Origin of the sequence: Asticcacaulis sp. AC466 (assembly GCF_000495815.1) — a bacterium.
In the GTDB taxonomy this organism is placed as follows: Bacteria; Pseudomonadota; Alphaproteobacteria; order Caulobacterales; family Caulobacteraceae; genus Asticcacaulis.
Map to the genome: position 1 here is coordinate 24,132 of NZ_AWGE01000003.1, position 22,581 is coordinate 46,712.

The 22,581-nt window shown below is 55.6% G+C and carries 33 protein-coding genes; 15 read left to right on the forward strand and 18 right to left on the reverse strand.

The window, feature by feature from the left end:
- Positions 1–170: 170 nt before the first annotated feature.
- The 16 genes from AEAC466_RS27260 to AEAC466_RS44730 form a co-directional block, all read right to left on the reverse strand.
- Positions 171–2,309: a hypothetical protein gene (locus tag AEAC466_RS27260; protein ID WP_023456915.1), complete on the reverse strand. Its 2,139-nt coding sequence runs from the start codon at positions 2,307–2,309 to the stop codon at positions 171–173.
- Complete coding sequence (locus AEAC466_RS27265) at positions 2,306–2,722, reverse strand: hypothetical protein (protein WP_023456916.1); 417 nt, start codon at positions 2,720–2,722, stop codon at positions 2,306–2,308. Before AEAC466_RS27265 ends, AEAC466_RS27260 begins: the two co-directional genes overlap by 4 nt.
- Positions 2,723–2,734: 12 nt before the next feature.
- Entirely contained in the window at positions 2,735–4,732 is a 1,998-nt protein-coding gene (locus AEAC466_RS43615) for an SGNH/GDSL hydrolase family protein (RefSeq protein WP_023456917.1), read from the reverse strand.
- A gap of 72 nt (positions 4,733–4,804) precedes the next feature.
- Positions 4,805–5,386: a hypothetical protein gene (locus tag AEAC466_RS27270; RefSeq protein ID WP_023456918.1), complete on the reverse strand. Its 582-nt coding sequence runs from the start codon at positions 5,384–5,386 to the stop codon at positions 4,805–4,807.
- Positions 5,387–5,483: 97 nt separating this feature from the next.
- A complete protein-coding gene (locus AEAC466_RS27275; protein WP_023456919.1) occupies positions 5,484–5,786 on the reverse strand; it encodes a hypothetical protein in 303 nt (100 codons plus the stop codon).
- A complete protein-coding gene (locus tag AEAC466_RS27280) occupies positions 5,783–6,022 on the reverse strand; it encodes a hypothetical protein (RefSeq protein WP_023456920.1) in 240 nt (79 codons plus the stop codon). Before AEAC466_RS27280 ends, AEAC466_RS27275 begins: the two co-directional genes overlap by 4 nt.
- Positions 6,023–6,024: 2 nt before the next feature.
- On the reverse strand, positions 6,025–6,237 hold the full coding sequence (locus AEAC466_RS27285; RefSeq protein ID WP_023456921.1) for a hypothetical protein: 213 nt from the start codon (positions 6,235–6,237) through the stop codon (positions 6,025–6,027).
- Between the two features lie 2 nt (positions 6,238–6,239).
- On the reverse strand, positions 6,240–6,611 hold the full coding sequence (locus AEAC466_RS27290; protein WP_023456922.1) for a hypothetical protein: 372 nt from the start codon (positions 6,609–6,611) through the stop codon (positions 6,240–6,242).
- Positions 6,611–7,201 (reverse strand): hypothetical protein, encoded by a 591-nt coding sequence (locus AEAC466_RS27295; protein WP_023456923.1) that lies wholly within the window; start codon positions 7,199–7,201, stop codon positions 6,611–6,613. The genes AEAC466_RS27290 and AEAC466_RS27295 overlap by 1 nt, the downstream gene beginning before the upstream one ends.
- Positions 7,198–7,977: a hypothetical protein gene (locus tag AEAC466_RS27300; RefSeq protein WP_023456924.1), complete on the reverse strand. Its 780-nt coding sequence runs from the start codon at positions 7,975–7,977 to the stop codon at positions 7,198–7,200. Before AEAC466_RS27300 ends, AEAC466_RS27295 begins: the two co-directional genes overlap by 4 nt.
- A 2-nt stretch (positions 7,978–7,979) precedes the next feature.
- On the reverse strand, positions 7,980–8,582 hold the full coding sequence (locus AEAC466_RS43620; RefSeq protein WP_023456925.1) for a hypothetical protein: 603 nt from the start codon (positions 8,580–8,582) through the stop codon (positions 7,980–7,982).
- Between the two features lie 11 nt (positions 8,583–8,593).
- Positions 8,594–8,815, reverse strand: coding sequence for a hypothetical protein (locus tag AEAC466_RS27305; protein ID WP_023456926.1), 222 nt, complete (start codon positions 8,813–8,815; stop codon positions 8,594–8,596).
- 12 nt (positions 8,816–8,827) lie between these two features.
- Positions 8,828–9,472, reverse strand: coding sequence for a hypothetical protein (locus tag AEAC466_RS27310; protein ID WP_023456927.1), 645 nt, complete (start codon positions 9,470–9,472; stop codon positions 8,828–8,830).
- 25 nt (positions 9,473–9,497) lie between these two features.
- Positions 9,498–9,677, reverse strand: coding sequence for a hypothetical protein (locus AEAC466_RS27315; protein WP_023456928.1), 180 nt, complete (start codon positions 9,675–9,677; stop codon positions 9,498–9,500).
- Between the two features lie 142 nt (positions 9,678–9,819).
- Entirely contained in the window at positions 9,820–11,133 is a 1,314-nt protein-coding gene (locus AEAC466_RS27320) for a vWA domain-containing protein (protein ID WP_023456929.1), read from the reverse strand.
- A gap of 192 nt (positions 11,134–11,325) precedes the next feature.
- Positions 11,326–11,694, reverse strand: coding sequence for a hypothetical protein (locus AEAC466_RS44730; protein ID WP_162148920.1), 369 nt, complete (start codon positions 11,692–11,694; stop codon positions 11,326–11,328).
- A 442-nt stretch (positions 11,695–12,136) separates the two neighbouring features.
- Here AEAC466_RS44730 and AEAC466_RS27325 point away from each other — a divergent pair, with 442 nt between their 5' ends.
- From AEAC466_RS27325 to AEAC466_RS27385, 14 genes are all read left to right on the forward strand, one after another.
- The gene (locus tag AEAC466_RS27325; protein WP_023456930.1) at positions 12,137–12,346 is read left to right on the forward strand and encodes a hypothetical protein; all 210 of its coding nucleotides are present in this window, start codon (positions 12,137–12,139) and stop codon (positions 12,344–12,346) included.
- The gene (locus AEAC466_RS27330) at positions 12,343–12,768 is read left to right on the forward strand and encodes a hypothetical protein (protein WP_023456931.1); all 426 of its coding nucleotides are present in this window, start codon (positions 12,343–12,345) and stop codon (positions 12,766–12,768) included. The genes AEAC466_RS27325 and AEAC466_RS27330 overlap by 4 nt, the downstream gene beginning before the upstream one ends.
- Positions 12,769–12,771: 3 nt before the next feature.
- On the forward strand, positions 12,772–12,987 hold the full coding sequence (locus AEAC466_RS27335) for a hypothetical protein (RefSeq protein WP_023456932.1): 216 nt from the start codon (positions 12,772–12,774) through the stop codon (positions 12,985–12,987).
- Positions 12,984–13,523, forward strand: a complete 540-nt coding sequence (locus AEAC466_RS44970) for an XF1762 family protein (protein WP_023456933.1) — start codon at positions 12,984–12,986, stop codon at positions 13,521–13,523. Before AEAC466_RS27335 ends, AEAC466_RS44970 begins: the two co-directional genes overlap by 4 nt.
- 115 nt (positions 13,524–13,638) lie before the next feature.
- The gene (locus AEAC466_RS27340) at positions 13,639–14,187 is read left to right on the forward strand and encodes a hypothetical protein (RefSeq protein WP_023456934.1); all 549 of its coding nucleotides are present in this window, start codon (positions 13,639–13,641) and stop codon (positions 14,185–14,187) included.
- Positions 14,171–14,410 (forward strand): hypothetical protein, encoded by a 240-nt coding sequence (locus AEAC466_RS27345; protein WP_023456935.1) that lies wholly within the window; start codon positions 14,171–14,173, stop codon positions 14,408–14,410. The genes AEAC466_RS27340 and AEAC466_RS27345 overlap by 17 nt, the downstream gene beginning before the upstream one ends.
- 343 nt (positions 14,411–14,753) lie before the next feature.
- Positions 14,754–14,972 carry a hypothetical protein gene (locus AEAC466_RS27350; protein ID WP_023456936.1) on the forward strand — a complete coding sequence of 73 codons (219 nt, stop codon included), beginning with the start codon at positions 14,754–14,756 and terminating at the stop codon, positions 14,970–14,972.
- Between the two features lie 110 nt (positions 14,973–15,082).
- Positions 15,083–15,469 carry a hypothetical protein gene (locus AEAC466_RS27355; protein ID WP_023456937.1) on the forward strand — a complete coding sequence of 129 codons (387 nt, stop codon included), beginning with the start codon at positions 15,083–15,085 and terminating at the stop codon, positions 15,467–15,469.
- Positions 15,470–15,471: 2 nt separating this feature from the next.
- Complete coding sequence (locus AEAC466_RS27360; protein ID WP_023456938.1) at positions 15,472–15,831, forward strand: hypothetical protein; 360 nt, start codon at positions 15,472–15,474, stop codon at positions 15,829–15,831.
- Complete coding sequence (locus tag AEAC466_RS27365) at positions 15,828–16,307, forward strand: hypothetical protein (protein ID WP_023456939.1); 480 nt, start codon at positions 15,828–15,830, stop codon at positions 16,305–16,307. The genes AEAC466_RS27360 and AEAC466_RS27365 overlap by 4 nt, the downstream gene beginning before the upstream one ends.
- Before the next feature lie 12 nt (positions 16,308–16,319).
- On the forward strand, positions 16,320–16,631 hold the full coding sequence (locus tag AEAC466_RS27370) for a hypothetical protein (protein WP_023456940.1): 312 nt from the start codon (positions 16,320–16,322) through the stop codon (positions 16,629–16,631).
- Positions 16,631–16,957, forward strand: coding sequence for a hypothetical protein (locus AEAC466_RS27375; protein WP_023456941.1), 327 nt, complete (start codon positions 16,631–16,633; stop codon positions 16,955–16,957). Before AEAC466_RS27370 ends, AEAC466_RS27375 begins: the two co-directional genes overlap by 1 nt.
- Positions 16,957–17,079, forward strand: coding sequence for a hypothetical protein (locus AEAC466_RS45105; protein ID WP_023456942.1), 123 nt, complete (start codon positions 16,957–16,959; stop codon positions 17,077–17,079). The genes AEAC466_RS27375 and AEAC466_RS45105 overlap by 1 nt, the downstream gene beginning before the upstream one ends.
- Before the next feature lie 603 nt (positions 17,080–17,682).
- Positions 17,683–18,033, forward strand: coding sequence for a hypothetical protein (locus tag AEAC466_RS27385; protein ID WP_023456944.1), 351 nt, complete (start codon positions 17,683–17,685; stop codon positions 18,031–18,033).
- An 855-nt stretch (positions 18,034–18,888) separates the two neighbouring features.
- Here the strand turns inward: AEAC466_RS27385 and AEAC466_RS27390 are convergent.
- A complete protein-coding gene (locus AEAC466_RS27390) occupies positions 18,889–21,417 on the reverse strand; it encodes a VapE domain-containing protein (RefSeq protein ID WP_023456945.1) in 2,529 nt (842 codons plus the stop codon).
- A gap of 24 nt (positions 21,418–21,441) precedes the next feature.
- Positions 21,442–21,756, reverse strand: coding sequence for a hypothetical protein (locus AEAC466_RS27395; RefSeq protein ID WP_023456946.1), 315 nt, complete (start codon positions 21,754–21,756; stop codon positions 21,442–21,444).
- Between the two features lie 236 nt (positions 21,757–21,992).
- Here AEAC466_RS27395 and AEAC466_RS27400 point away from each other — a divergent pair, with 236 nt between their 5' ends.
- Positions 21,993–22,559: a hypothetical protein gene (locus AEAC466_RS27400; RefSeq protein ID WP_023456947.1), complete on the forward strand. Its 567-nt coding sequence runs from the start codon at positions 21,993–21,995 to the stop codon at positions 22,557–22,559.
- Positions 22,560–22,581: the final 22 nt, after the last annotated feature.

A 22,581-nucleotide genomic window follows, 5' to 3' on the forward strand; every position in this document is an offset into this window, starting at 1 on the left:
AATCTATGGTCCAACCGAATGCAGGTCTTTTACGCGATTGCGCTTGCGTTTTTAATCGGTTGCCTCATCACGAGCGGACCGGACTTGAATCCGGACGTATTGTCGTCTTCGGAGCACGTGACAAGTCATTAGGTTTCGTCCGCAAACGTTATACTCGGCGCGATAGTCCCTCATGTATACTGCGGCGTAACACTCATGGATTTGACGAACAGGTTTTGCCCCTGCACACAAATCTGACGCGTATATGAATTGGATGTGACGGCTGTGACGACGAGAGTTTGACCGGCGGGAATGGTGATGGTTTTGATCACCACGTCGTATTGCTGCATCAGCTTGAATGAGATGTCTGCACCGGTCGGGTTGTAGACGGTAACGCTATAGATGAAGGCATCATACGGCGTAGCAATGGCGTTGGCGTTCCAGTTGCAACGATATATCTGATTATCTACAAGTTTGCGATAGCCGTTGGACTGGTCAGTAAGGGTGCCCCCAAGCCATGCTGCGGAGACGAAATTTATCTGATCGGCTGTCAGTTGTTCCGGTCTTGGACCCTCTGGACGGTCTTGGATCGTCAACTTCAGTAGCTTAGTGACGGTGGCACCGTTCGGGTCAGTATAGCGTACGAATATCTCATAAATGTTGTCGACATTGGCGTCGGATGGATTTTCGAAGTCGAGAGCGGCGCGCGTCAAAAGGCCGCCAGCCGAAAGGCTGAACAGCGCATTATCCGCTCCACCAGATTCAAGAGCCCATGTCCCACCTGTGGGAGTCGCCGCGAGTTGTGTTGATACGACTCGGTCTTCCCCTTGTGCCAATGCTGGGCTAGTTGTGATTTTTGGTGGGAACATAGATGCTGCTGGATCGGGAGTGCGCTTCCCGTTTGCCCAGGGTTTGGCGTCGGTCTGATCGACAAGCGTTACCTGGCTCAAGGAATAGTAGCGGTATCCGTACACATACATGTCGCCGCTGCCTTGGTCGTATGGCTCATCGATAGACGGAGTGGCAACGGCCACGTCGAGAATAGGATGAAATAGCTTTGTGTCGCCGGACTTCACTGGCTTAAGAATATGTCGAAACTGGTAGATTTCGATGCCGTCAATGAACGTGGTTATGTAGTCCGCACCTACGTGACATTGGCTTTTATGAATCTCGCGGTTCAGATTAAGCCCGGCATCAAATCCCAGGTATTTTAGGAGCGTTCCCATGCCCTGCGCACCCTCGCGGCGCACGCCAAAAGGACCGTAGTGGAGGGTATTCGATGTCTGTTGCGCTGTATCCCAAGCGCCATAGACGCCGTTGAAGTGCTCGAAGATGTCGATTTCAGGCGGCCAAACCGTAGCATGGGTAATCGGGTTCACCCCCATCATCCAGTGTGCCGACCACGCATAAGTCCGATCCGGGGACACGAATTCAAGTTCCCATAATCCGGTTTCGTTGCACAGCGCGTCTATGGTTTGTCCTGAGAGCCAAGACGCTTGGTATTGGAAGAAACTGCCAGAGGCGTTTCCACTCATATCGATTGCATTCTTAGGCGCTGGATAGCGCTTCGTGTGCATCCGTACATAGGGACGCCCTGCACTATCTGTGCCCTTAATGTGGGAGTCCGTGCTAGGGTAGGTGACTTCGTTGGCGTACAGGCCTTTTTCGTTAGCATTAGCCGGCCCATCACCATATTGCAGACTGGTCCGCCAACACGCCCCGCCCCCCGGCTTCACGCCCAGGCGCGACCAAGCGATGTTGGCCATGTCTTCGTCATAGGACGGCGTCCCCAGTTGCAGCTTAAGCGGCTTACGATGAAAGGGCATTGTGCCCGGCAAGACATTCGGAACAGCTGGTGTATCAACGACATTGACATAGAAGCCGGTTCCTGCATTTGCGCCTTGGTATCCAGCCTGACCGAATGAGCCTGCCGCAACACATTGAAATTTCCACCCGCTGACACTACTCGCGTTCGCGCCGGTAAGCGGTATTGAGACGTAGCAGTCCAAATCGTCACCAGGGCTCCAGCGGGCCATATATGGTAAGGGCGTTTGAAGCAATGATGTGTTGAAACCAACCTGATTGCCGTTAGCTATCGTAAAGAATACATAGACGGTGCGCCACGGCGCCTTATCGAGCGAAAACTTGATGTGAGCAAATGTTGCACCAGGCGCGATATCAGTTTGGCTTATAATCAGGTTAGGATCTACTGCGATATCCCAAGGGTAAGACGTGGGCGCTATGATGGGATCGGCCAAGTCCATCAATTGGTTCAGAACCTGACGTACTGACGCCATGCTGTCATTATCTTGAATTCGGCGCAGGGTCATGCCGCATCCCTCCATATGTTGCTATCGTTCCAATACAAACGGTCATTCCAGTGAATAACGTGCTCGCCCGTCGGAACTTGCGGGTCAGCGCCTAATGAGATGGAAAGCCTTTCGCATATATCGGCCAGAGCAAGACCGATGCTGCCGGTGCGAAGACGTTCGCGAGCTTTCAGGTCAATACGCGGCGAAAGGCCGAGTGCATTTCCGGCAGCCTGAATTTTTTCCAGTGTGTCGATCAGATGGTTGCGAAAGTATGGACCGGAGCCTACTAGCGGCGACTGAGGTAACTGAAATGTCGGCATTCCGGCCAGTGCGTTTAGGCGTGCCTCAACTTGCGCCAACATCTTGCGTATGTTCTGGCGCAGCACCTCCCCGCGACCGATGAATTGCCCTATGTTGAGTTGCCATGCCACGTAGGTTGATCCTTAGGCGGCCGCTAACCATGGATTGACACGTGCCGCTCCATAAGTGGCATGTATCGCGTACCCTTCATTTTTCGGATGTATCCCGTCGCCGGAATTGATGCTCGTATTATTGGCGTCAGCGGTATAGCTCGGCAAAGCGTCAAACGCTGAGTCTGCGCATATGTCTATGACCTCGTAACCGTAAATCGCGGCGCCGTCTCGCTTCAACTGGTTGTAGGCCAGACGCTGCGTTTCTTTCGCCGACGTAAAGTCGGCTCGAGGCGGCACGGTGTACGTGTAATACTTCTCAACATCGGGGAGCGATAGGACATACTGCACAAGCGGGATGAAGGTGTTGTCGAATAATGCCTGTGCCTGCGCACCTGCGTTTATGTCATTGCTACCACCAATCTCAACAATGGCGTTTTTCTGGTTGGCGCGCACCGCAGGTGGAATCGCAAGCGCCCTTGACGAATATACGACGGCTAGGTTTTGGCCTGGATTGCAATTGTTCACGACGTTGGTCTGCTTGACCAATTGCTTTTGCAGTTGACGCGACGTGTTCATCCCGTTAGTCGAGCCAGTTCCGGCTCCTAGGCTGTCGCCAATGTGAATGATGTTGTATCCCGTCGGACGCAATACGTTGAAAGCTGCGTAGAGGTCAGACTTAAGCGCCGGCAATTCCGCAGTCTTGTCTGCCCCGGCAACGCCAAAGAACATCAGATCGCCCTTATTCGGAAAAGGTGCTAGATCCGTATAGCCTATCCATCCACCGCTGATCGTACCCGCCGTACCCGCCGCACGGGTTTCGGTCGTATCATTTTGGTGAATGGTTATGTTTACCGCATTCGACACCATAGCCGTGACGACTGTGCGAGATTGAATAGGCGTAGTTAGGTTTGTCGATCCGTCACCAGCAAAGAGCATCATGCCCTTGTTTTGTTCGCAGTAGAGCGTGGGACGCGGAGTCGCCGCAGTACCGAGTTGGAAATACGCAGCGCCTGAGTAGGATGTCTGCGTTGAATGGACCATTACAACTGTGAAAAGCCTATTGTTCACAGACAAGGTTGACGGAAGAGGGATTCCGGCAGACAGGCCGCTCATCGACAGCGCGGGGAATCCGAAATAGTCACTGGTGATTTGCGAGTACAGGGCACCAGAAGGAATGGTGATGTCTTCGGCCAGGGTTCCGTGATTATAATATTTCGAGTAGCGGCCCGTACTTGCGCCTAGGAAGGTGGCAATTGCAGCCGTGTCCAGATAGCCATTGGACGCATACCCAATGTCTTGCGTAGCACTATCTGAAGTGCGTGTAATTTGAACACACGGCTTGGTCGCGCCGACGGGTTTGACGAATGACACTGCGATCAGCATATTGCTGGGAAGCGTTACGGAAGCCGTGGCTATGACCGTGACCGGTAGCGTGGCCATGGTTGCTGACCCGCCTGCATTGGTCGCTACGACCGAACAAACCAACTGGTGCCCAACGTCTGCCGATACAGGCGTATAGGAGGACGAGTTGGCACCTGAAATCGGCGTAACTGAGTCATACCAGAACCATTGGTACGTATATGATGTTGGTGAATTGAGCCACACACCAGGAGCGCAGACTGCCGTTACACCAACAATCGCCGACGTGAGATTCAGTGTGGGCGCAACACTGTTTACAGGTTTCGGCGTTGGACTCAGAACCGCAAGAGCGTTACCTACCGATGTGAACAGGCTGGCTATCGCCTTCTGGTCCAGGAGTCCGGTCTTGAGCTTAGTGGCAGCATCCAAATTCAGAGGGGGACTCGCTCCGACCGCGTTCGCTGCAATCTGTACCTGATTGAGGATGGCGATGAGCCGAGATCGAAAGATCGGACCGGCGCCATGCAACCCGGTTCTTGGAAGAGTGACTGCGGGACTGGCCCCCAGTTCGTTGAGGCGGTCTTCCACCTGCTTAACCAGAGACCGAACTTTCTGGCGCATCACACGGCCACGCCCAACGAAAGTCCCTACATTCAGATTCCACGGCATACGTCACCTCTTGCATCACGTGATGCTGAGGTATAAATCAATTCACCTTTAAAGTGAGAGTCACGTTTTGAGTTAAAGTCCGACTACGGCTTTGAACTTGTCCGTGATAATGCCGCTTACGCGCGCTCGTTCTTCGTAGTCCTCGTCAAAATCGATGATCGGTATGCCGGGAAAGAAGCCCGTGGGCAGCAGACGTGCGCGGACTTCGGGCGCCGACCACGTGTCAGGATGAGCAATCAGAATGGTCTCACCCTCATGAACCACTTTGCCGAACCGGTCGCATGGCCACTCGGACCACTGGCATAAGGTGAGTTTTGGAACGACAGGTAAGCTGTCGATCGCCCGCTTGATATTTGCCAGTAAGCTCTCGGCCGATTTGGGCACGTCGGCGTTGCTAATGGTGGTAGACGTGACGGTGCCGCCAAATAACGAATTGAGCCTGGCCTTTTCGGCTTTCACATGACGTTTGGCCACGTCTGCGGCAATATCTTCAGCCAGCTTCCGTTGCACAGGATCACCCATAGACTCCACAAAGCGTTTGTCCGCCTCGATCAGAGCGTCGAGTGACACTGCGCTGCTATGGGCACGCGGCGAGGGCGCGTCACGTGGGTTGAACCGGCTGAAACGGTTGATTATACGGGGACCACGGGTCATCGTTTGTTGTCCAATGTCAGATTGATGATACGACGTTCTGCGTAGACCCGGATGAGGCCCCAAAAAGCGATTTGAAAACGGCGCCAGGCCGCAGCAGTTATGGGGAACACGGTTGTGCGGATTCTGTCAGGCGTTGACGGACGGCTTCACCAAAACGGTCCAGCCAATAGCCTTTGCCATGGAGCTTGCCTTCGTCATCCATGAGATGGCCAAAGTTCAGAACGCCTTTCCGATGTAGCGATTGCAGCAAAGCACGAGATTCCGATATGGAAATGCCAAGATCGGTAGATATGTGCTTTGGGCCGTATCCCCATTCCGGGACCATCTCGTTTATGGCTGCGATCTCAGCATCTGAAAGCTGCTCAACTACTCTACACATGTCTTCTGGGTTGATAGTCATAGTGCTTTTCCTCTCCGGTGCGCGCGTTCCAAGCGGCGGCGTTCAGCCCGGTTCTTCGCTCCATCCAACCGCTCGCCCCAGCGCGGGACATCGAGCGTCAGCGGTTCATAGTCCGTGGGGGCCATTTGCTGCGGCGCATAGGGCGTCATGTCCACGCCCCTAGCCTTCGCCAGATTGAATGTGTGCTGCGTCAGGAACACGATTTGCGCGTGACTAATGGGCGATCCGATAGCCATGGCTAACCATCCACGGGACGAATGACCCACTCGCGCACCTGGTTTAGTGGTATGGCGTAGCTGGTGTTGTCGTTAAACAAACTCAAGACTCCGGTGGCGCCGGCAGTTTGCGCCAGGTGCCCGCCGATCCGGTGCGAGGCGGAAATTCGGTAGGTCTTAACCTCGCCGTCGATGAAGGTGACATCCACGTCACTTAGCTCTGAATCACTGGCCATGGTTAGACCTCCACCCATAAAATGTTGTCGCCCCAAGGCTGCTGGCGTCGACGCAGCAGGTCTTCCAGTCTTCCTTCCGGGGTTGCGAAATTAAGAATACTCGTTGGCACGGTAACGCGTTGTGGTGTGCGGCACAGAAGTCCTTGCATTCCAAGGCCCGGCCACCACGCCATAAGGTGCTCGTAGCGCGGATGCGACTGGCCTTTGAACCCGGCCCGGCGTGCCTGTCGCATGTCGTGAAATATGATCAGTTCGGGAGGTGCTGGCACTTTTTTCTGCGCCCGCCGACCGTCCATATGACCCAGGCAGTAGACGGCGTAAGTCCAGGTGACTATCCCGATGCAGATGGCGAGAATGATAAGCGGATAGTCCATCAGTCAGCGGTCCTTATGGCATCAAGCAGGCCTTGGCGCTGCGGTGCGTTGGGCGATAGTCGGGCCGGATCGTCGCTGATCCAGTAGCCGTCCACCAGTTTGCCGGGCGGCAGGGTGAAGATGTGTTCGGGATTGTCGTCGTCCGTCGCCGGGTAGATCCGGCCGTCAGGGCGCATAACCACCGGGTCACCGCCTTTCGGACCATCGGCAGGTGGCGTCAGCACCAGATGATCGGTGGCCTGCAGATGTTCTTCCGGGATGCCGAGTTCGATATGCATTTCGGCCAGTGTTTGCCGGGCTGTCGCGGTGATCTGCTCGGCAGTGGCTCGCCGGTAGCTTCGAACTGATGCTTCAAAATCCGCTATCGTAAGCGGGCGGGCGAGCAGTTGGTCAATCTGGCGATCCATACCGGTCGACTTCACATAGTCGGCCCCAAGTACCGTATTTACACGGTCCAGGAGTTCCTGCTTGTGAGCGTCCATGGACTGGCGGGCGCGTCGAACTTGGCCGGTCGATAGGTCGACTTCGACGGCCATACCGGTTTCAATCGATTCGACGGCTGTGCCTACGTGCATGAAGCGGGAGGTCATAGGTCCGCCTTTCGCCCAGCGCCAACATAGTTGGGATCGGGTCGATATTCCGGGAGACAATAGAGATTGTTCCACTCTACCGCTCGCACAGCGTCTATCCAGGCGTCATGAAGGTCTTTGCCCGTACCACAGAGAGAAAGTATTTTGCCGCCGATTGATGGAGCATGTCGGACAAACCTCACTTCCCACGCCCCCAGGTGCGCTGGTCCGTTCGGCACGTGATTTCCGTTGGAGTCCTGAATATGATTGTGGCGCGCCCATGCGAGATACCAGCCGGCGGGCTCAACCATGCGACCACCGTCGTAGCCTAGTTGCGCGCGGGCTTTGATGGCGACTCGTTGCGCGAACTCCCACATGGCATTCTTTGTGCAAACGTAGAGATCAGCATTATCGTTGATCGACTTAAACCCGGTCTGCACACACTCCCTGAGCAGAATGCGTTCGGCCTCGCTGAAGTCGCGCGAAACGGGCGAAACTTCAAGTTCGCGAATATGCCGAGGTATTATGCTAGCTATGGCTTCGACAAAGACTTGTTCCAGGTGCTTCGCCTGGCCGTTTGGGCGGAAACCGTTGCCCAACGCGCTATCGTAGGCGTCAGCAAATGAAACTATCGCTTCGCCTAAGGGTTCATCTAAATATGACTCATGATCAAGTGAACCTGTCAGTTCTGCTAGAATCGCGTCCGCAGCGTCTTCGCGGCCTACCATGTGATGGCTGCCGGCCGACTGCACATGGTCACGAATGATCTCGACGATCTTTTCCTTGGTGAGTGCCATGGTCAGATCACCTTCCCGCCGTCGGCCAGTCGGTGCTCGCGCTTATGGTCGAGACGATTGGCGTTGTAGGCGCGCTTCTCGGCAATGATGTCGAGCAGGGGCACGTTGATGGTGTCGGCAAGGGCGAAGGTGAAGACGACTGCCGCGCACAACTCGTCGAGATAGTGTGCCGTGCGGCCCTTGCGGTAATGTTCAAAGGCTGCGTTGACGAATGACATCGCATTGAGCAATTGGCTTTCAGTGCTCTGAATAAGGAGGTCACGCAGCAGACCTTTGCTGGTGATGTAGCCGAGGGTGGAGGTGATAAAGCCCTCGGTGAACCGGTCGGCCGCGCCTTCGCCGCCGAGCAGGTCAAACAGCCGGATTGCTGCGTCAGCCAATTCGACATCGAGCATCAAGCGGTGGGGCAGATGGTCATCGCGCTTGTCGCCCAGGGTGCCGTCATAGGCTTCCAGATATTCGCTCTGGATAAGCATCATGACTTCCGGGCGATTGCGCGTCCTGAGGATGGATTCCCCGGTTTGCAAGTTCGACCACCAGCCGGCAGCGACGTTGGACTGGTGAATGTCGGTGGTGAGGTCTTGGAACTGTTTGGCGGTAAGCATGTAAAATCCCTTTAAACGTGAAAGTATAGGCGTAAAATTAGGAGCCAAGGAGCGACTGCGAACCCGACCCCGAGGCAAAAGATGATCAGGGCGAGCCCGATCCAAGACGTGACGGCGATCGGCATCCAGCGTTTCGGCATCTCATTGACGAGAATGTCGTAAACACCGGAAAGGAATAGCGCGAGACAGCCGATCGACCAGAGGGCTGAGAAGGCGCCGAGAAGGATGAACATCGGAAATGTCTCCTACAGCGACTGCGTGATTTTGACGCTATTTGGCAGACCCGCCCTAGAGTCCATTAGCCCAGCAATTTCCACCTTCAACCCGAGGGCCTTGGCGTCCTTGATGGCGCTCAACAACTGGTCAAGGGCTTCGCGAACGCGGGCGGCGGCCGCCTGATTGGCGTCCTTCGATGGGGCTGCGGTAATGACGTGCTCATGGAAGAGCGCCCGTTTTAGGCTCTCGCCGCCGCCGCCGTAGCTTTGCGTTCGAAAGAACTGACCACTGTGACGGTCGGCCTGGCGTTCGTTATATATTTCATCCAGGGTGCTTTGAAGCTTCGCCTGGTGCGTATCGGAGAGATCGGGGGTGAGTATCTGGATTGCCACCCCCTCTCCAAATTTATCGGCAGTCATTGTCTTCGGCTCGGAAGGTGCTTTGGGTAGAGACGGGCCGGGGTTTGGATCGTCGTTGACCGTGTAAAGCGAGAATTCCGTGCTGCCGAAGCGGAATACCAGCTGAGTATCGCCGCCATCTTGTGCGCAGAACCTCTCCACCCATTCTGCAATGCCGAAACGCTGGATACCGAAGTGGCGCCCAAGAGCCCGGATGAGCGTGACCCCAAAGTCGCGGCGGGCTTGCGCCTCGCCGGAAATAGTGACCTTCAACATAACAAAATCCCTTTAAACGTGAAAGTTAGTGCGCGAAAATGCTGTTGCCGACCAGCAGCCAGAAGCCACCGCAGACGAGCGTAACGCCGATGATGGTGTAGGCAAAGGGCCAACGCGGCTCCGAGTGCCAGTCTGGATCGGAGAAGGGATCACCCTTGCTGTCCGATTGAAGGCGTGGATCGAGATGAGAGTTATGCGGTTTCATAGGCTTGCTCCTGGTCAGAGTAGAAGAGGGAATGTTTGCATCTGACCATGTCGCGACTTGACTGTCAATTAAAAAGTGAAAGTCACGTAAAAAGGGCTCAGCCAAAGCCGAGCCCTTCTGACGCTGTAATGGTAGCGTAGGATTAGCTCTCAAGCGCCCTGATGTACCTCAGTACCGACTCGGAGAAGCCGTCCAGGTGCGTCCACCGGCCGTAACCCACGCCGTTTTTGTAGGAGGCGACGTTGATCATATAACCCTTACGGCCTGGGTGCGGATCTGGCGCCGATCCGTCGCCAGACTGTTCGTCAGTGATAACGATAAGTCGATCGTATGGAATCAGATCGTTGAGGCCTTTGATGGCTGCTCGCAGGTTTGTTCCGCCGTGAGGCTGCGATTTTGAAATCACCTCAACGCCGGCCATGCCGAGCCGATGCGGGACTTCGACGAGGTAATTTGAGAAACTGAACACGCGCACGTCGCCCGTGATCACTGAGGCTAAAGCGCAGGCAGCATCCATACGTGTCAGGTCCGACTTTGACGATAGTTTTGTGTCCATCGATCCAGACACATCCACGAGAACGACCGTTACACCATCGAAAGTCGGCCCCTCGGACAGGCCCGCGATCAATGCGCCGTCGATAGCCGGCTCAAAGGTAGGCACCGCGCGCGCCGCCGCGATAAAGCGGAACGGCAACACCTTATCCGCACCGCCGCGGCGAGCCCGCAATGCATCAGAAACCAAGGCGCGATCTACACCGGCTTCTGCCATGTTGCGCAGGTTGCGCAGCAGAGCCAGGTAGCCGAGTTTCTGTTCTCGCAACAACCTCTCAAAGGTTTCACGCCTGTTTGCGCCGCCAGACAGTGCGACCTCCCAGGTGTCCGGGCTTTCGAGTGTGCCGGCGGCAAGCCTGTTCCACAACTCCTGTTGGGCGTCGTTCAAGGGCTTAGGCCGCACCATGAAAAGGACATCCCGCAGTTTGATTGCATGGTCGCGATTGTACTTAGCGAGGGCGTAGGCGTCGAACTTGGTGAACGCGCGGCTCAGCCCTTTCTTCAGTTGGGCGGCAATCGGCCGGCGTCCGTCCTTCCAGTACAGGGCCAGCAGTTCGGCCAGTTCGTCGGCCCGGCTGATAACCTCGTAGATGGTGTCCGCAACAAACGACTCGCCGCTGCCGCGCTTGACCAGGGTCAGAAGCAACAGCAGGGGGACATGGCGAAGGTTGTGGACACGCCGCGCTTCGACGGCCAGGTTGGCAAGCGTCTTGAGGGGCACCTTTACGGCATATTCCTCAATGCGCTGGGCGATAGACTTGCCGTCTTCGTAGAATTCATTTTCCCACAATAGGCACGAGAGGACAGACCGACGCAATTGCTGCTCGTCGGTGAGGCGCGGGAATGCCGGCGCTCCTTCGTGAGTCTTGGGACGGGTGATTGTAGTGGCGGTGTTGAAACGCATGGTCGGCGGTCTCCATGAAGGGTTGCTGGACCGCGAAATAGAAGTGGGATCGGAGGGCGACGGGCGCCCGCAGAACGGTCAGCGCTCTCTTACTGAGCTACAGCCTGGCGTTTGCCATGCTGACGAGGATTTACACCTCGCGGCCTCTGTCTTGCATAGAAGTAGCTGCAGACTGCAGCACCTCCGATCCAACTAATATAGCGCGGAAGGACTGTCGAATTCAGATATGCGTCTACCAATTCCGCCATCGGCTCCCAAAAGGTGCTGAGCAGGATTCGAACCTGCAATCGTTGTTACGAAGTAACTGAACTCTTCACTATCCACGAATTGCAGTGAGGGAACCGGCGATAGCAGCACAGGTTTGTCTTTTGCTCTACCCATCTGAGCTTCCGGCCTTGCGACCGAGCCGGATTCGAACCGGCGACCCAAAGAGAAGTATCTGCGATCTGCACCACTCACTAAAAACTCGGATGTTAGGGAATTGTCGAACACGGCTGTTTTCATCCACAAGAAGTAACCGTGGTCTGCACCACCAACGATGCAGACCATAGAGCGGCGCATTTGCACTGTCAATTAAAAAGTGAATGTCACGCAATATTGACGATCTTGGGCGGACGTGCGAACGTGCAGAAGTGCCATAGCATGGAGGGTCGATATGATCCGGTTGGTCGCCCGAAGTATTAGTGAAATCCCTGTTTTTACTGAGCGTATCGACGACCTGCGACCCTAACCCCTTATACTCCGGACGATCTGTTCGGGTAACGCCTCACAGCCCGGTCGCACAACGGCCGGGCATTTCAATTTCACTCAAAACGTGAAATAGTGTTGACGGCCTGTTGAATCCGTGAGAGCGTGCAGTTCTTCGCAAGAGACCTTACCGAGGAGCCTCCCATGAAGTAGCAGATGTTCTCCGCCTCCTGAACCAACTCAACGCCCGGTCACAGTGCCGGGCGTTTTTGCGTTCTAAGGGTAGGAAGACATTTTCAAGTAAAAGGTGATTGTCATGTCGATTGTCGAGATCCGAACAGGTGGCGATGTCCGGTCATTGCACCGGCACTACATGCGCAAGTCGAAAGAAGATTTAGTGCGCAGTCTCCAAGACCTGCAGCGCATGGTCGGTGATACACCTGAACCCACAAACCATTTAATGAGTTTCAGCAAAGGCGGGCTCGCGCAAAGAGCCTTGGCCATACACAAGAGGTTGCCCGAATGACCACCGATACAATGATCGAGCCCGACGGCTGGTATCTGCACCGCGCCACCAATGACCAGTCGTCGCCCGACTGGATCGTCGAATTCATGAGACTGGGCGGCGGACAGCTTACGTCGGGCCGTGGCGCCGATCTGCCGGCCGCCTGGACGAATGCCGTCGCCAACATCGAGGCTGCAGAGAGCGGGCTTGTGCCGACGCAAGAGAATGGCCCGATGATCCTGTCGATCAGCAAGATATTCGCCGCCGGCACGAAGGTCGCTTTTGACAGTCACTCGGGTGCGCTGCGTGACGCCCGGGCAGGCGACCGAATGTCTTTTCCCATGCCGGCCTACGTGCTATCCGAAGACGGCCGCAGCGCTATCGTCGAGCGGCCGATCTGGGAGAATCTGCACACCCACCGGTTTCTGAAGAGGGAAGTGTGACGCATGATCCAACCCAATTCTGAATTCGAAGCCTTCTTCGCCGGCCAATGGGGCGATCTGCTGAACCAGGTTTATCCCAGCGAACTGTCCTGGGACCGAAAGGCTGCGATCCTGTATTGGGTTGACGTGCTCGGCAAACCGGCACCCTATGCCCCGGCCGATGTGCCAAGGGAAGCGCCGTCATCGATCGACGATGAGATTGCGGACTTGCTGGCGTGACATTGCAGATCAGGCCGATCAGCCTATTGCAAGCCCGTAAATTCGTCGGCGTATTGCACCGGCATCACGGAGAGCCCCAGGGCGGCAAATTTGCCATTGCTGCCGAGGAGTCCGGGCGAATTGTCGGGGTAGTGATCGCAGGGCGGCCAGTGGCCCGGCACCTCGACACCGGCAGAGTTGCTGAGGTAACGCGCCTTTGCACCGACGGCACGCGCAACGCCTGTTCGCTGTTATACGGCGCCGCGGCCCGGGCGGCAAAAGCCATGGGCTATGAGCGCATCTACACCTACACGCTTGCCTTTGAGCCCGGTTCCAGTTTGCACGCTGCAGGATGGTGCAGGGATATTGAGACGCGCGGCGCCAGCTGGGATCAACCTGGCCGGAGACGGACGGATAAGCATCAACTCGGGCCGAAGGTGCGATGGGTGAGGGTGTTGAATCCTATGAGCGTCCCCGACTTCCCATGTCCGCTGCGCTTGTACCTAGATGCAATGAGTCAGATCGACCCCATAGACAAACCGCAGATTCACGTTTAAAGTGATATTGCTTGATGGACACGACGCCGAGCGACCCCGCGATGATCAATGCCGCGGCTCGCCAACGTCCCCATAGGGCGATCATCCTCACAACTGAATCTATGAAGGTATCACCATGTCTGTGATTGCAAAGGTCGCCGTGCGCGGCGTCGAAAAACAATACAACCTTTACCGCGTCGAGGCCTATTGTCAGGCCGAGAACCAACTTATGGCCCAATATGCCGATCCAACCGATGAAGACCTGCTGTTTAGCCGGGCCAGTCCGTCGGGCGAGATGCGCGCCAAGTTCCCCGAGGACCCGCACATGGTTGAAGGTGACCAGCTGTATGTGATCTTTACCCGGGCGCCGCAGCCGCGCGCCTGGCATTGGTCGAAAGCCCGCGTTCAGAGTGTCACCGATTATGGCGGCGTCACCAAGGAAGTGCGAATCTGCTCACCGCATAGCTACGGCCGCCCGGATCTGGCCGCTAACGAACTGCCGGACTTCACGTTTAAAATCTCGATCGATAATGCCGGCGCGTCCGAGCAGTTTCAGCCGAATGACGCCGATTGGGTTGTCGGACTCTATCGGTCGTCCCAGGTCACCATGGACCAGGCGCTACAGCTTGCCCGTGATGCGCGGGGTGAGCCTGCTGAGGAACTCGTAGATGAAAGCCAAGGTTAAACTTTCCGCCGATGGCCGCTTCCGTCCTCTCCTCACTTATGGCGAGGGCCCCAGGCGCTATGGGCCGGTCGTCTCATTCAGTGTCGCTGTCACCCGAGCGCGGAAAGCTGAACAGGAGTTCCGTAACCGCGCCCTTATGCTCAAAGGTATCTTGGCTGAGCATAAGGAACGCATGGAAGAGATGAAACGACGCCGACCAATGGGCGTCTACTACGCAGTTTGATCTTCGACCCGGTGGCCCAGGCTGCCGGGTTTTCTTTTGCCGCGCTGATCAAAATGCTCCGGGCGATCTGCCAAGGTAAGTCCGGCTGAACTTTTCAGGTACTGCTCCGGGTGATCCGGCAAGGTAGCCAAGGTAAGGCCTTACGTACGCGTATACGGGCGCCTGGACGCAGGTCTGCACGTGCATGTGCGCGTACACGTGTGACACGGGCGCCGCGCGATTTCCTATTATCGTTCAAAGGCTTGTTCGAAAATAATTTTGCGTGACTTTCACTTTTCAGTTGACAGTTTCACGTTTGCCGTGCGAAAAGGGGTTATCGAAACACGGCTAGGGAGTTAGCCAAATGTCATCTGTCACCCTATTCAACGAAGTCAGCGATAATGGCGATTTCCGCGTTTGCGCCGAATGGCACAAAGACCGCACCTGTACGGTCACCACTTACGAAAACGACGGCAACGCTTGGCGTCAGGTCACCGTCCGTCACTACACATCTGACCTTTTGGCCGTCGGTTCCGCTAAGCGCAAATTCGCCAAGATGAATAAGGAGTCGCCTAAGCCATGAAACTCCCCCCGCTAATCTACCTCACAAACCTATTCGTTTACGGCCTCTTGGTCGTTCTCACATGCGCATTATTGCGCCTATAGTTTCACGTTTAAAGGGAAAGCTATGTTATGACTGACTATTATGTTTTGAAGCACAAGACGCTTACGGCAGTGTCGCACATTGGTAGGGCTATTACCGCTATCCCGACCCAAATCATTGGCCGCATGACCTTCGCGCAACGCAACCGATTGAATGCCAAAAACTTCGTGGCGGATGACCGGTGGCAATACAGGCTTATTGCCGACAAATTGGTTGAAATCGCATACGGCAATTTCATGGGTAATCCGGTTTTGGGTGTGACTGTCTTTCACCTGTACGGGGAGGATAGTGCACGCGCCGAAATGGATCACAATGCGTCAGACGCTGTGCATTCGGTCGACGAGCTTGTTGAAAAGCTTCTCTCCTTACAAACGGACGGCGGCGACCCGACAAGCAAATATCATGAGGCTTGCTGATCATGAAAACGTGGAAAGATATGGAGCCTGCCGCAGGCTCAAACTTGAACCGTATTCGCGTCGGCCAAACCCTTGAATTGTTCGGCGACCCGAAAAAGAAAATCGAAAAGGAAACAACGATTATCAAGTTTCCGGGCGGCCATGTGGAAGTGTCGCGCACCGCAGACAACGAATATTGGGTGCACGTATCGACGGCTGAAAACGGACAAATCGTTGACGCCCGTGCCGACGCGCAAGGCCGCTATGCCGACAACTTCCGCAATCTTGTGCGGGCTCTAAACACCGAAATTGCGGAAGGCGTGAATCACATAGCGTTCCGCGTAAAGCCGGGAAATCTTAAGCCTTGGGAGATCGAAGAATGAAAACTCTATCTGTTGCCAAAGCCAAAGACCGCGCGATCATGGGCAAGGTCAAATTGACACCCGTCTCGAAAGTGGAATCGTTCGTTGTCATCATGCGCGCCATGGGTGGCGACGATCAGCGCGCGGCACTGGCCGAATTACATGCGCGTGGCCTTTGGCTTGGTGACGGCTCATATAGTGGTCACGATCAACAAAGCGCGGCTATCCGCGCCGCCGGTCATCCCGTGCCATCTGAAAAACAGGAACGCAACGTTACCCTGGCCGCCATGGGATACTGCTCACCCAAGGCCCAACAATTCATTGACCTGTATGTTGCCGACGTGAAGCGCACGCCTGATGCTTATGACGCGAGCGTCCGAAATTGGCCAGAACATGCGGCAGCGCGGATCATTGAAAACCTCACCCATGATGAAATCGACATCCTGATTAAAGACGCGAAAGCTGAAGCCCGCCTGTTGGCACGGCACGGACACTAGGGAGATAGCGAAATGGATACACTTGTTAAAAAAGGCCCGTACATCGTCAACGATTGCCTTTTGATGTACGGTCAAGTTTCGGGCGACGAGGACGAAGCGCCCTTTATTGCCGACTTCTCGGAAAATGGCACGACGGGCGAATATACCGACGCCGAACGCGCTACCGCTGAATACTTTGAGCGCGCCGTCAACGCCTTTCCTGCCATGCTTGCGGCCTTGGAGGAATTAATCAGTGAGAAGAAGGCGCCGATTTATAATCTCCCGCCCCACGCGCAAGGCGTGATCCGTAGCGCTATCGCACAAGCCAAGGGGGACGCGGTCTAATGGCTACTTGGCACCAAAATAAGAACGTCGCAGGCATGTCAGCGTTGTATAAATCGCACCCTACTGAGTGGAAAGTGGTCGATGACAAGCCCGGCCAGTTCGCAAGTGCTCAGACCTTCCGTACAAAACGGGAAGCCCTGAAACTCGCCAAACGGAACGGGGGAATTATACGTGAACCATTGCGCCTAATTCAAGGTCACACATATCGCGGCGTCAACATTTACCGCGCCGCACCCAACTCTTCCGGCATCAAATGGGAGGCTCTTGGCTATGGCCGCGCCGACACCTTGGCCGGAATGAAGCAACTTATTCGGAGCGCGCTGTAATGGCCGCCATATTCGGCCTTGTCGCCCTTGTCCTAATCATCGCCACGGCCTGTAAATCAGTTGGCGCTGCAATCGTCCTGGCTATCTTCGCCGCTATCCTTATCGGCTTCCTGAAACGCTAACCCTGACACATGAAAGGACAAGCTGATGAAACAATTTGCGGAACGCAGGCCCTTTCCATTGGCCGGGCACAAATGTCTTGGTGCGCGGAAGCTATATGAGACCAGTTGCGAGTGTGGTTGGTACTCAGACCCGGACCCTGAACGCGCGGCAGTTTATAGGCGATGGCGAGCTCACGTGAGGGAGCACGGCGCAGAAATGGAAACGTTGCAACAAGCCGAAGCGCGGGAAAAGCGAGAGCGCGACAAGCTTTCGGAACGTTTCCCCTTACTTACGGTCCGACGTGGGAAAGATTGAGAGACTGGAATTTGAAATGTTTGACCTTTCGCCCGCCTTCACCAATGACGGTTACAGCGTGACCTTTCGCCTACATAGCGGCAACCTGGTTTCGTGCTGTATTCACGCCTTTGGCCCGTATACGGGGGCAGGGCAGGCGCGCCCTACGTTTCAAGCTATCAGCCCGCCCATGATGGACGCGCAAGCGGCGTTTAATATGGCGTGTCAGAAACTAAAGCCGAAAGACCTAGATTGTCTTTGGGATTAGGGCTTGCCCCACATACCGGCCTATAGATACCCTCTCGCCTCACAAGCGGGAGGGTTTTTCTATGCCTACAGACACGACACCTAAGGCACCCGGTTTCATAGGCTGGATAGGCGCTATCCTGCTACTCTTCGCCATTCTGTACGGCGTGTTCGGATGCTTTAAGCCCAAACACCACAACCCGGTTATCACCCACGCCGACACCACTGACACGCCCGTGAAGCGTAAGGCGGCCGCTGATACCGTCACGGCGTCGGGCTATTGGTGTCCTGTACCTACCGCCCTGTATGACACAAGCCCGCTTGGTAGCGGATGGAAGCAATACACCCTGACATGCGAGGAGGGCGGGCGCATGGCACGGTATCAGATACGCATGACGCCGGAGGGCGCACACGGCACGGTCAAACTGCTATGACCTCACAGTGCCGCAGGGCTACCCTAGCCGCATAGGCAACGCTACCACACTGCAAACCCCTCGCCTCATGGGCAGGGGTTTTCTTTTGCCTAGTCTTTTGAACGCTGTTCATGACGGTCTAAGGGCAGGGTGTGCAACCGAATCACAACGCACCACAATAGCCCTGAATATGTGTCTCAAGTCGTCTCATGTGAGCCCTGGTCGCACGTGCCTATGCGTTGTCTCGTTCAGTCTCGTACAATCTTATGCCGTCTTATGCCGTCTTATAGGGTGGCTTGGGTCCCTCTTTATGAGACGACTTGAGACGCGAGGGGCGCAGACCGCGAAACTCGAAAGACCTCAAAACTACTAAATGCACTTGTTCGACTATTAGCTAAGTGTCTAACCGTTGATTATACCGACAGCACGGCAGCCGCTCAGCGCCGAAAATGGGTAAAAGCACTTGCCGGCGGGAAAACTTCGATCCTATTCAACGTTTTTGCGGTGACAGCGGAAAAATCGGCTACTTTGGACCTGTCCCGGACCTGTCCCACCACCTGTCCCATCAATTTGTCTATATAAATCAATAAGTAGGACAGGTTGGACAGGTTGGACAGGTATTATAAGGAAAGCTGTCGTAGGGGTACAAAAGCGCTAAAGCGAAACAACATGGTCGGATGAAAACGCGAAAAGGGGGTAACGACAGGTGTATAGGGAAATAGCTGTCCGGGCTGTCCAACCTGTCCCGAGCCTTATGTTTTCAGGTGTTGCGCGTGGACAGGTCCCCAGATGACCTGTCCCGGAATGGGGGACCTGTCCCAAAAAGAAAACCCGACCTTTTTCAAGGCCGGGAAAACTTGCAATAGGATCGATGTTTTATACGTCGCGCCGAAAAACGCGTTGCCGTCCAAACCTGGCCGTGGCATCTCTACCGGCAGCACGCCACCCTGGTACACTGCGTAGAGCGCGGGCATAAAGTTGGGAATTGCGCGGATCGAGTGATGCCATATCTCGTCCAGCCATATCCACCCATACATCCAGGACGCAAACCACATCCCGATATCGAGGTTCGGCATCGTCAGCGTCGTCGAAATCTGCGGCTATCGGAGTGTTCAACCAGCCTTCAATCTGACCAGCAAGCATTTCTTCCGGTGTATCCTGGCGCCGGCTCTCCTGAATAGCCAGCGCTTCCACTCTGGCGTCGGCTTCCGTCAGGTATAATGGTAACGTGCCGACCGGTTGTGTTTTTCGCATATTGCGGTATAAATATACCGCTTCCGCCCACAGTTGATCCAGGTCCCGTTGCAAGCGTTTGAAGTCAATTTCTTCGACAGTACAGAAGACAGGCCAGAACCGACGGCCGCCCGTTGGGTCACGTAAGTACTCACCTTCGTTCGTCGTCCCCATGAAGATGCATTGCCGAGGCACATCTTCTGCGTAGCTGGCGAAAGGCCTGCGCATTCGATCAGTGGCCGCGGAGACAAACCCTTTAATAGTCGTCACTTCATGCTTGCTGAAGCCCTGCAACTCCGGAAGTTCGCATATCATCGACCCTTCCATCTTCTCGACCATAGTTTTGCGATCAGAAAAGTCACCCTCAAGCTCAGTGTACCAATCACGAGCGAGGATTCGGATAAACGTTGATTTCCCTTTGCCTTGTGCGCCTTCGAGAATTGGCACGAAGTCAAATTTATGCCCTGGTTCGAAAATCCGCGTGACCGCACTGACCAATGTCATTCGCGCGATCTGCCGATGGTAGGCATTGTCCTCGGCGCCCAGGTGGTCGATGAACATGCGGTCGAGCCTCGGCTTGCCGTCCCAGCGCAGGCTATCGAAATACTCTTTCACCGGATGGAAACTGCGCTTGCGAGAGACCATCAGCACAGCAGCCTTCAAATCGCGGTCGCTCACCTTCAATGAGTAGCCGCCCTGACTGTCAGGCGCTTCGATCATTGCACGCAGGGCGGCCAAGTGTTCGTCGCCCCACCGATCGCCCTTCACTTCGTCGCGCAGCGTCCAGAAGCCATCATCCAATTGCCGGCGCGGTTTCTTGGCGCCAACCCGGGCCTCTTTCAGGCGACCCGCCAACTCGATTCGCACGATCTGCTGTGAGAATTCGTTGAACCCTATGACGTTGCGGATGCGTTTATCGTACCTGACGATCAATTCGACATTGTGCAGACTGGCCTTGAGACCGTCATCGGTCAGTTGGAAGTAGGTTTTCCAGTCTGGATCTGGCGCAATGCGTGCGCGCTCGACTTTGATCGGGGGCGGTGGCACCGATGCAATCAACAGGTCTTCCAGATCGTCTAACAGAATATCGGTCGGACTGGCTTTTTCCTGATAGGGAACAAGGGCTTTGTTTCCCACATCCGCGCACAAAAGGTCGGCCAGGTCATCGTCTTCATCGCCGTCGAGCAAATCGACATCACCGAACTGACGGTCAATCCGATTCTCTTTCGATGCCTTAATAAGCAGCGCCATGCGCAGTGGCCGTTTTGCACCCTTGAATGATTTCCAGACGCGAGCCTGGTCGCGCGGATCGTATTTCTCGGAGCCTTTCGACCACTCGGACCAACGTTCGAAGCCGAGGGCGCCGCCTTCGTACTGGTGGTGCAGCGCCATGCCGACCTGATACCACTGGTCGCGATCATCCACCCAGTCTGAGGGCAGGTCCTCCATAATGCTGTCGATCTCATCGTCCGAGAGGTCCATCGGCCGCTGTTTGATCAAGCCGTTCAGATCGTCATCATCGTCGTCTTCATTAAGGTCGTTATCGAGCGCGCCCCAGGCCGCTACGTCGTCCGAATCAAGCAGCGGCCCCATGCCTAGGTCCAGCGCTTCGAAATCGATCTCCCGACCCCACCGATATTCCAATCCCGTGTCAGGATGGATCGACGGCGGCAGCACGGCCTGCACATTCGTTCCATACAGCACGACTTCCCAGTCGTATTTCTTGACGTTACGGTGTTTTTCCTCGGACCAAACTTGAGTGAAGCCGAAGGATTTGCCAAGCGTCAGTTTATAGAACGGCTTATCGGTGAAGAAATATAGGTGCCGGCTCTCGCCGCCGCTACCGCTGATCACATAGGGCGCTTGCCGGGCGTCGGGCCATAGGTCGAGGATGACTTGCCAGGCGGCGTCGGCCTGATCGGCATCGCGAATATCCATGTCAATGAGGTGCAGATATCCCCAACGTGTTTTGCTGGGTTCACCGGTGCGGATGCCGATATTCTGGCCGCGGCGATAGGCTTCCTTTGCGGTCTGCCAGGTGTGAACAGGGGCAGCGGCCCAACCTTTATAAGGCGCCTTGGTCTTCGGCCGCAGCCAGTGTATCGCCAGGCCAGCGGCAATAAGCGGCTTAGCCGCAGACAGCATCCTGTCTTCGTTGCGTTCCCCGTTCATGCCGGAAACTGCCTTTCCGACGTATTAGAGGTGTTCTACGAAATCTTCGAATTTCAGACGGCCGTCCGACTTGGCGACGATCGCACGGGCGTTGTCGCTTCGCATATTCTGGCCGTTGCACCACCTGTAAAGGGCGTTCCGGCTGAACCCGAGAAACTTCCCAAGATTTTCCAGGCTGAGCGACACTTCGCCGTCAGCATAGGTCTTGTGGAACGCCGGAAACGCGTCGAACAGCTTCTTATACAAGGGCTTGTTCTTGAAGAACTCGCGGTTCTTGTCCCTCGGTTTGATGCCGAAACGGCGGCGAGCAGCGGGCTCCGCAGTTTGAGTTTGACTCATGTGAACCTCATTGAAAGTGGGGGCAACGTAACGCACCAATTCCACACAATCAAGTTAAACGTGAAAATATTTGCGCAATGGGGTTGCACTTTCACTTTTCACGTGCTTGTATCCGGTCATTCGCCGGGTGCTTCTGGCGGGTGTCCGGCCACAGTGCCGTTGTCGTTCCCGGAGAACCGGAGCGGGGCACCCTCCCGAAGTTCCCGGCGTTCTCACCGCCGAAATCAGGAGATCCCATGTCCATCGAAGCGCTACTCGCTGAAAACACTAAAGCCATCCAATCACTGGCCGAAATCATGGCCAAGGTTGCCACCGGGCAGGATGCAATCGTTCAGGCCGCCAAGGGCGCGACCGCCGCAAAAGCCAGCCCCAAGACCGAGGCTAAAGCCGAAACCAAGGCTGAAACGAAGTCTGATGACGCCGGCAAGACTGAAATCAAGTCGGATGCCAAGTCTGCGACTCAGGACGATCTGATTGCCGCGATCAAGGGCTACGCAGTCGGACTCTCGACGGAGGCCGCCGCCGCCCGTAAGGAAAATAAGGGTAAGCTGCCGGAAGACGGCGACTGGTCTGCTGAGGATCGCTTCAAGGACGCGGAAGCCACTGCCCGTCAAGCCGAACTCGACAAGCTGTTCAAGAAGGTCGGCGCCACCAACTACAAGACTGTACCCGCCGACAAGATCGCTGCCGTGATTAAGGCCGTGAAGACGCTGACCGAACGCGGCAACATCCTGAACCCCGAAGACTTTGCTGATGACGCCGGTGGCGATGCCGGTGGTGATGACGACGATCTGCTCGGCTAACGAATTCTGAGGGGAGTACGCA

Bases quoted from the DNA above. Each gene is read 5' to 3' on its own strand.
- AEAC466_RS27260 (WP_023456915.1), bottom strand. From the start codon at position 2,309: ATGACCCTGCGCCGAATTCAAGATAATGACAGCATGGCGTCAGTACGT.
- AEAC466_RS43615 (WP_023456917.1), bottom strand. From the start codon at position 4,732: ATGCCGTGGAATCTGAATGTAGGGACTTTCGTTGGGCGTGGCCGTGTG.
- AEAC466_RS27270 (WP_023456918.1), bottom strand. From the start codon at position 5,386: ATGACCCGTGGTCCCCGTATAATCAACCGTTTCAGCCGGTTCAACCCA.
- AEAC466_RS27275 (WP_023456919.1), bottom strand. From the start codon at position 5,786: ATGACTATCAACCCAGAAGACATGTGTAGAGTAGTTGAGCAGCTTTCA.
- AEAC466_RS27280 (WP_023456920.1), bottom strand. From the start codon at position 6,022: ATGGCTATCGGATCGCCCATTAGTCACGCGCAAATCGTGTTCCTGACG.
- AEAC466_RS27285 (WP_023456921.1), bottom strand. From the start codon at position 6,237: ATGGCCAGTGATTCAGAGCTAAGTGACGTGGATGTCACCTTCATCGAC.
- AEAC466_RS27290 (WP_023456922.1), bottom strand. From the start codon at position 6,611: ATGGACTATCCGCTTATCATTCTCGCCATCTGCATCGGGATAGTCACC.
- AEAC466_RS27295 (WP_023456923.1), bottom strand. From the start codon at position 7,201: ATGACCTCCCGCTTCATGCACGTAGGCACAGCCGTCGAATCGATTGAA.
- AEAC466_RS27300 (WP_023456924.1), bottom strand. From the start codon at position 7,977: ATGGCACTCACCAAGGAAAAGATCGTCGAGATCATTCGTGACCATGTG.
- AEAC466_RS43620 (WP_023456925.1), bottom strand. From the start codon at position 8,582: ATGCTTACCGCCAAACAGTTCCAAGACCTCACCACCGACATTCACCAG.
- AEAC466_RS27305 (WP_023456926.1), bottom strand. From the start codon at position 8,815: ATGTTCATCCTTCTCGGCGCCTTCTCAGCCCTCTGGTCGATCGGCTGT.
- AEAC466_RS27310 (WP_023456927.1), bottom strand. From the start codon at position 9,472: ATGTTGAAGGTCACTATTTCCGGCGAGGCGCAAGCCCGCCGCGACTTT.
- AEAC466_RS27315 (WP_023456928.1), bottom strand. From the start codon at position 9,677: ATGAAACCGCATAACTCTCATCTCGATCCACGCCTTCAATCGGACAGC.
- AEAC466_RS27320 (WP_023456929.1), bottom strand. From the start codon at position 11,133: ATGCGTTTCAACACCGCCACTACAATCACCCGTCCCAAGACTCACGAA.
- AEAC466_RS44730 (WP_162148920.1), bottom strand. From the start codon at position 11,694: ATGCGCCGCTCTATGGTCTGCATCGTTGGTGGTGCAGACCACGGTTAC.
- AEAC466_RS27325 (WP_023456930.1), top strand. From the start codon at position 12,137: ATGTCGATTGTCGAGATCCGAACAGGTGGCGATGTCCGGTCATTGCAC.
- AEAC466_RS27330 (WP_023456931.1), top strand. From the start codon at position 12,343: ATGACCACCGATACAATGATCGAGCCCGACGGCTGGTATCTGCACCGC.
- AEAC466_RS27335 (WP_023456932.1), top strand. From the start codon at position 12,772: ATGATCCAACCCAATTCTGAATTCGAAGCCTTCTTCGCCGGCCAATGG.
- AEAC466_RS27340 (WP_023456934.1), top strand. From the start codon at position 13,639: ATGTCTGTGATTGCAAAGGTCGCCGTGCGCGGCGTCGAAAAACAATAC.
- AEAC466_RS27345 (WP_023456935.1), top strand. From the start codon at position 14,171: ATGAAAGCCAAGGTTAAACTTTCCGCCGATGGCCGCTTCCGTCCTCTC.
- AEAC466_RS27350 (WP_023456936.1), top strand. From the start codon at position 14,754: ATGTCATCTGTCACCCTATTCAACGAAGTCAGCGATAATGGCGATTTC.
- AEAC466_RS27355 (WP_023456937.1), top strand. From the start codon at position 15,083: ATGACTGACTATTATGTTTTGAAGCACAAGACGCTTACGGCAGTGTCG.
- AEAC466_RS27360 (WP_023456938.1), top strand. From the start codon at position 15,472: ATGAAAACGTGGAAAGATATGGAGCCTGCCGCAGGCTCAAACTTGAAC.
- AEAC466_RS27365 (WP_023456939.1), top strand. From the start codon at position 15,828: ATGAAAACTCTATCTGTTGCCAAAGCCAAAGACCGCGCGATCATGGGC.
- AEAC466_RS27370 (WP_023456940.1), top strand. From the start codon at position 16,320: ATGGATACACTTGTTAAAAAAGGCCCGTACATCGTCAACGATTGCCTT.
- AEAC466_RS27375 (WP_023456941.1), top strand. From the start codon at position 16,631: ATGGCTACTTGGCACCAAAATAAGAACGTCGCAGGCATGTCAGCGTTG.
- AEAC466_RS45105 (WP_023456942.1), top strand. From the start codon at position 16,957: ATGGCCGCCATATTCGGCCTTGTCGCCCTTGTCCTAATCATCGCCACG.
- AEAC466_RS27385 (WP_023456944.1), top strand. From the start codon at position 17,683: ATGCCTACAGACACGACACCTAAGGCACCCGGTTTCATAGGCTGGATA.
- AEAC466_RS27390 (WP_023456945.1), bottom strand. From the start codon at position 21,417: ATGAACGGGGAACGCAACGAAGACAGGATGCTGTCTGCGGCTAAGCCG.
- AEAC466_RS27395 (WP_023456946.1), bottom strand. From the start codon at position 21,756: ATGAGTCAAACTCAAACTGCGGAGCCCGCTGCTCGCCGCCGTTTCGGC.
- AEAC466_RS27400 (WP_023456947.1), top strand. From the start codon at position 21,993: ATGTCCATCGAAGCGCTACTCGCTGAAAACACTAAAGCCATCCAATCA.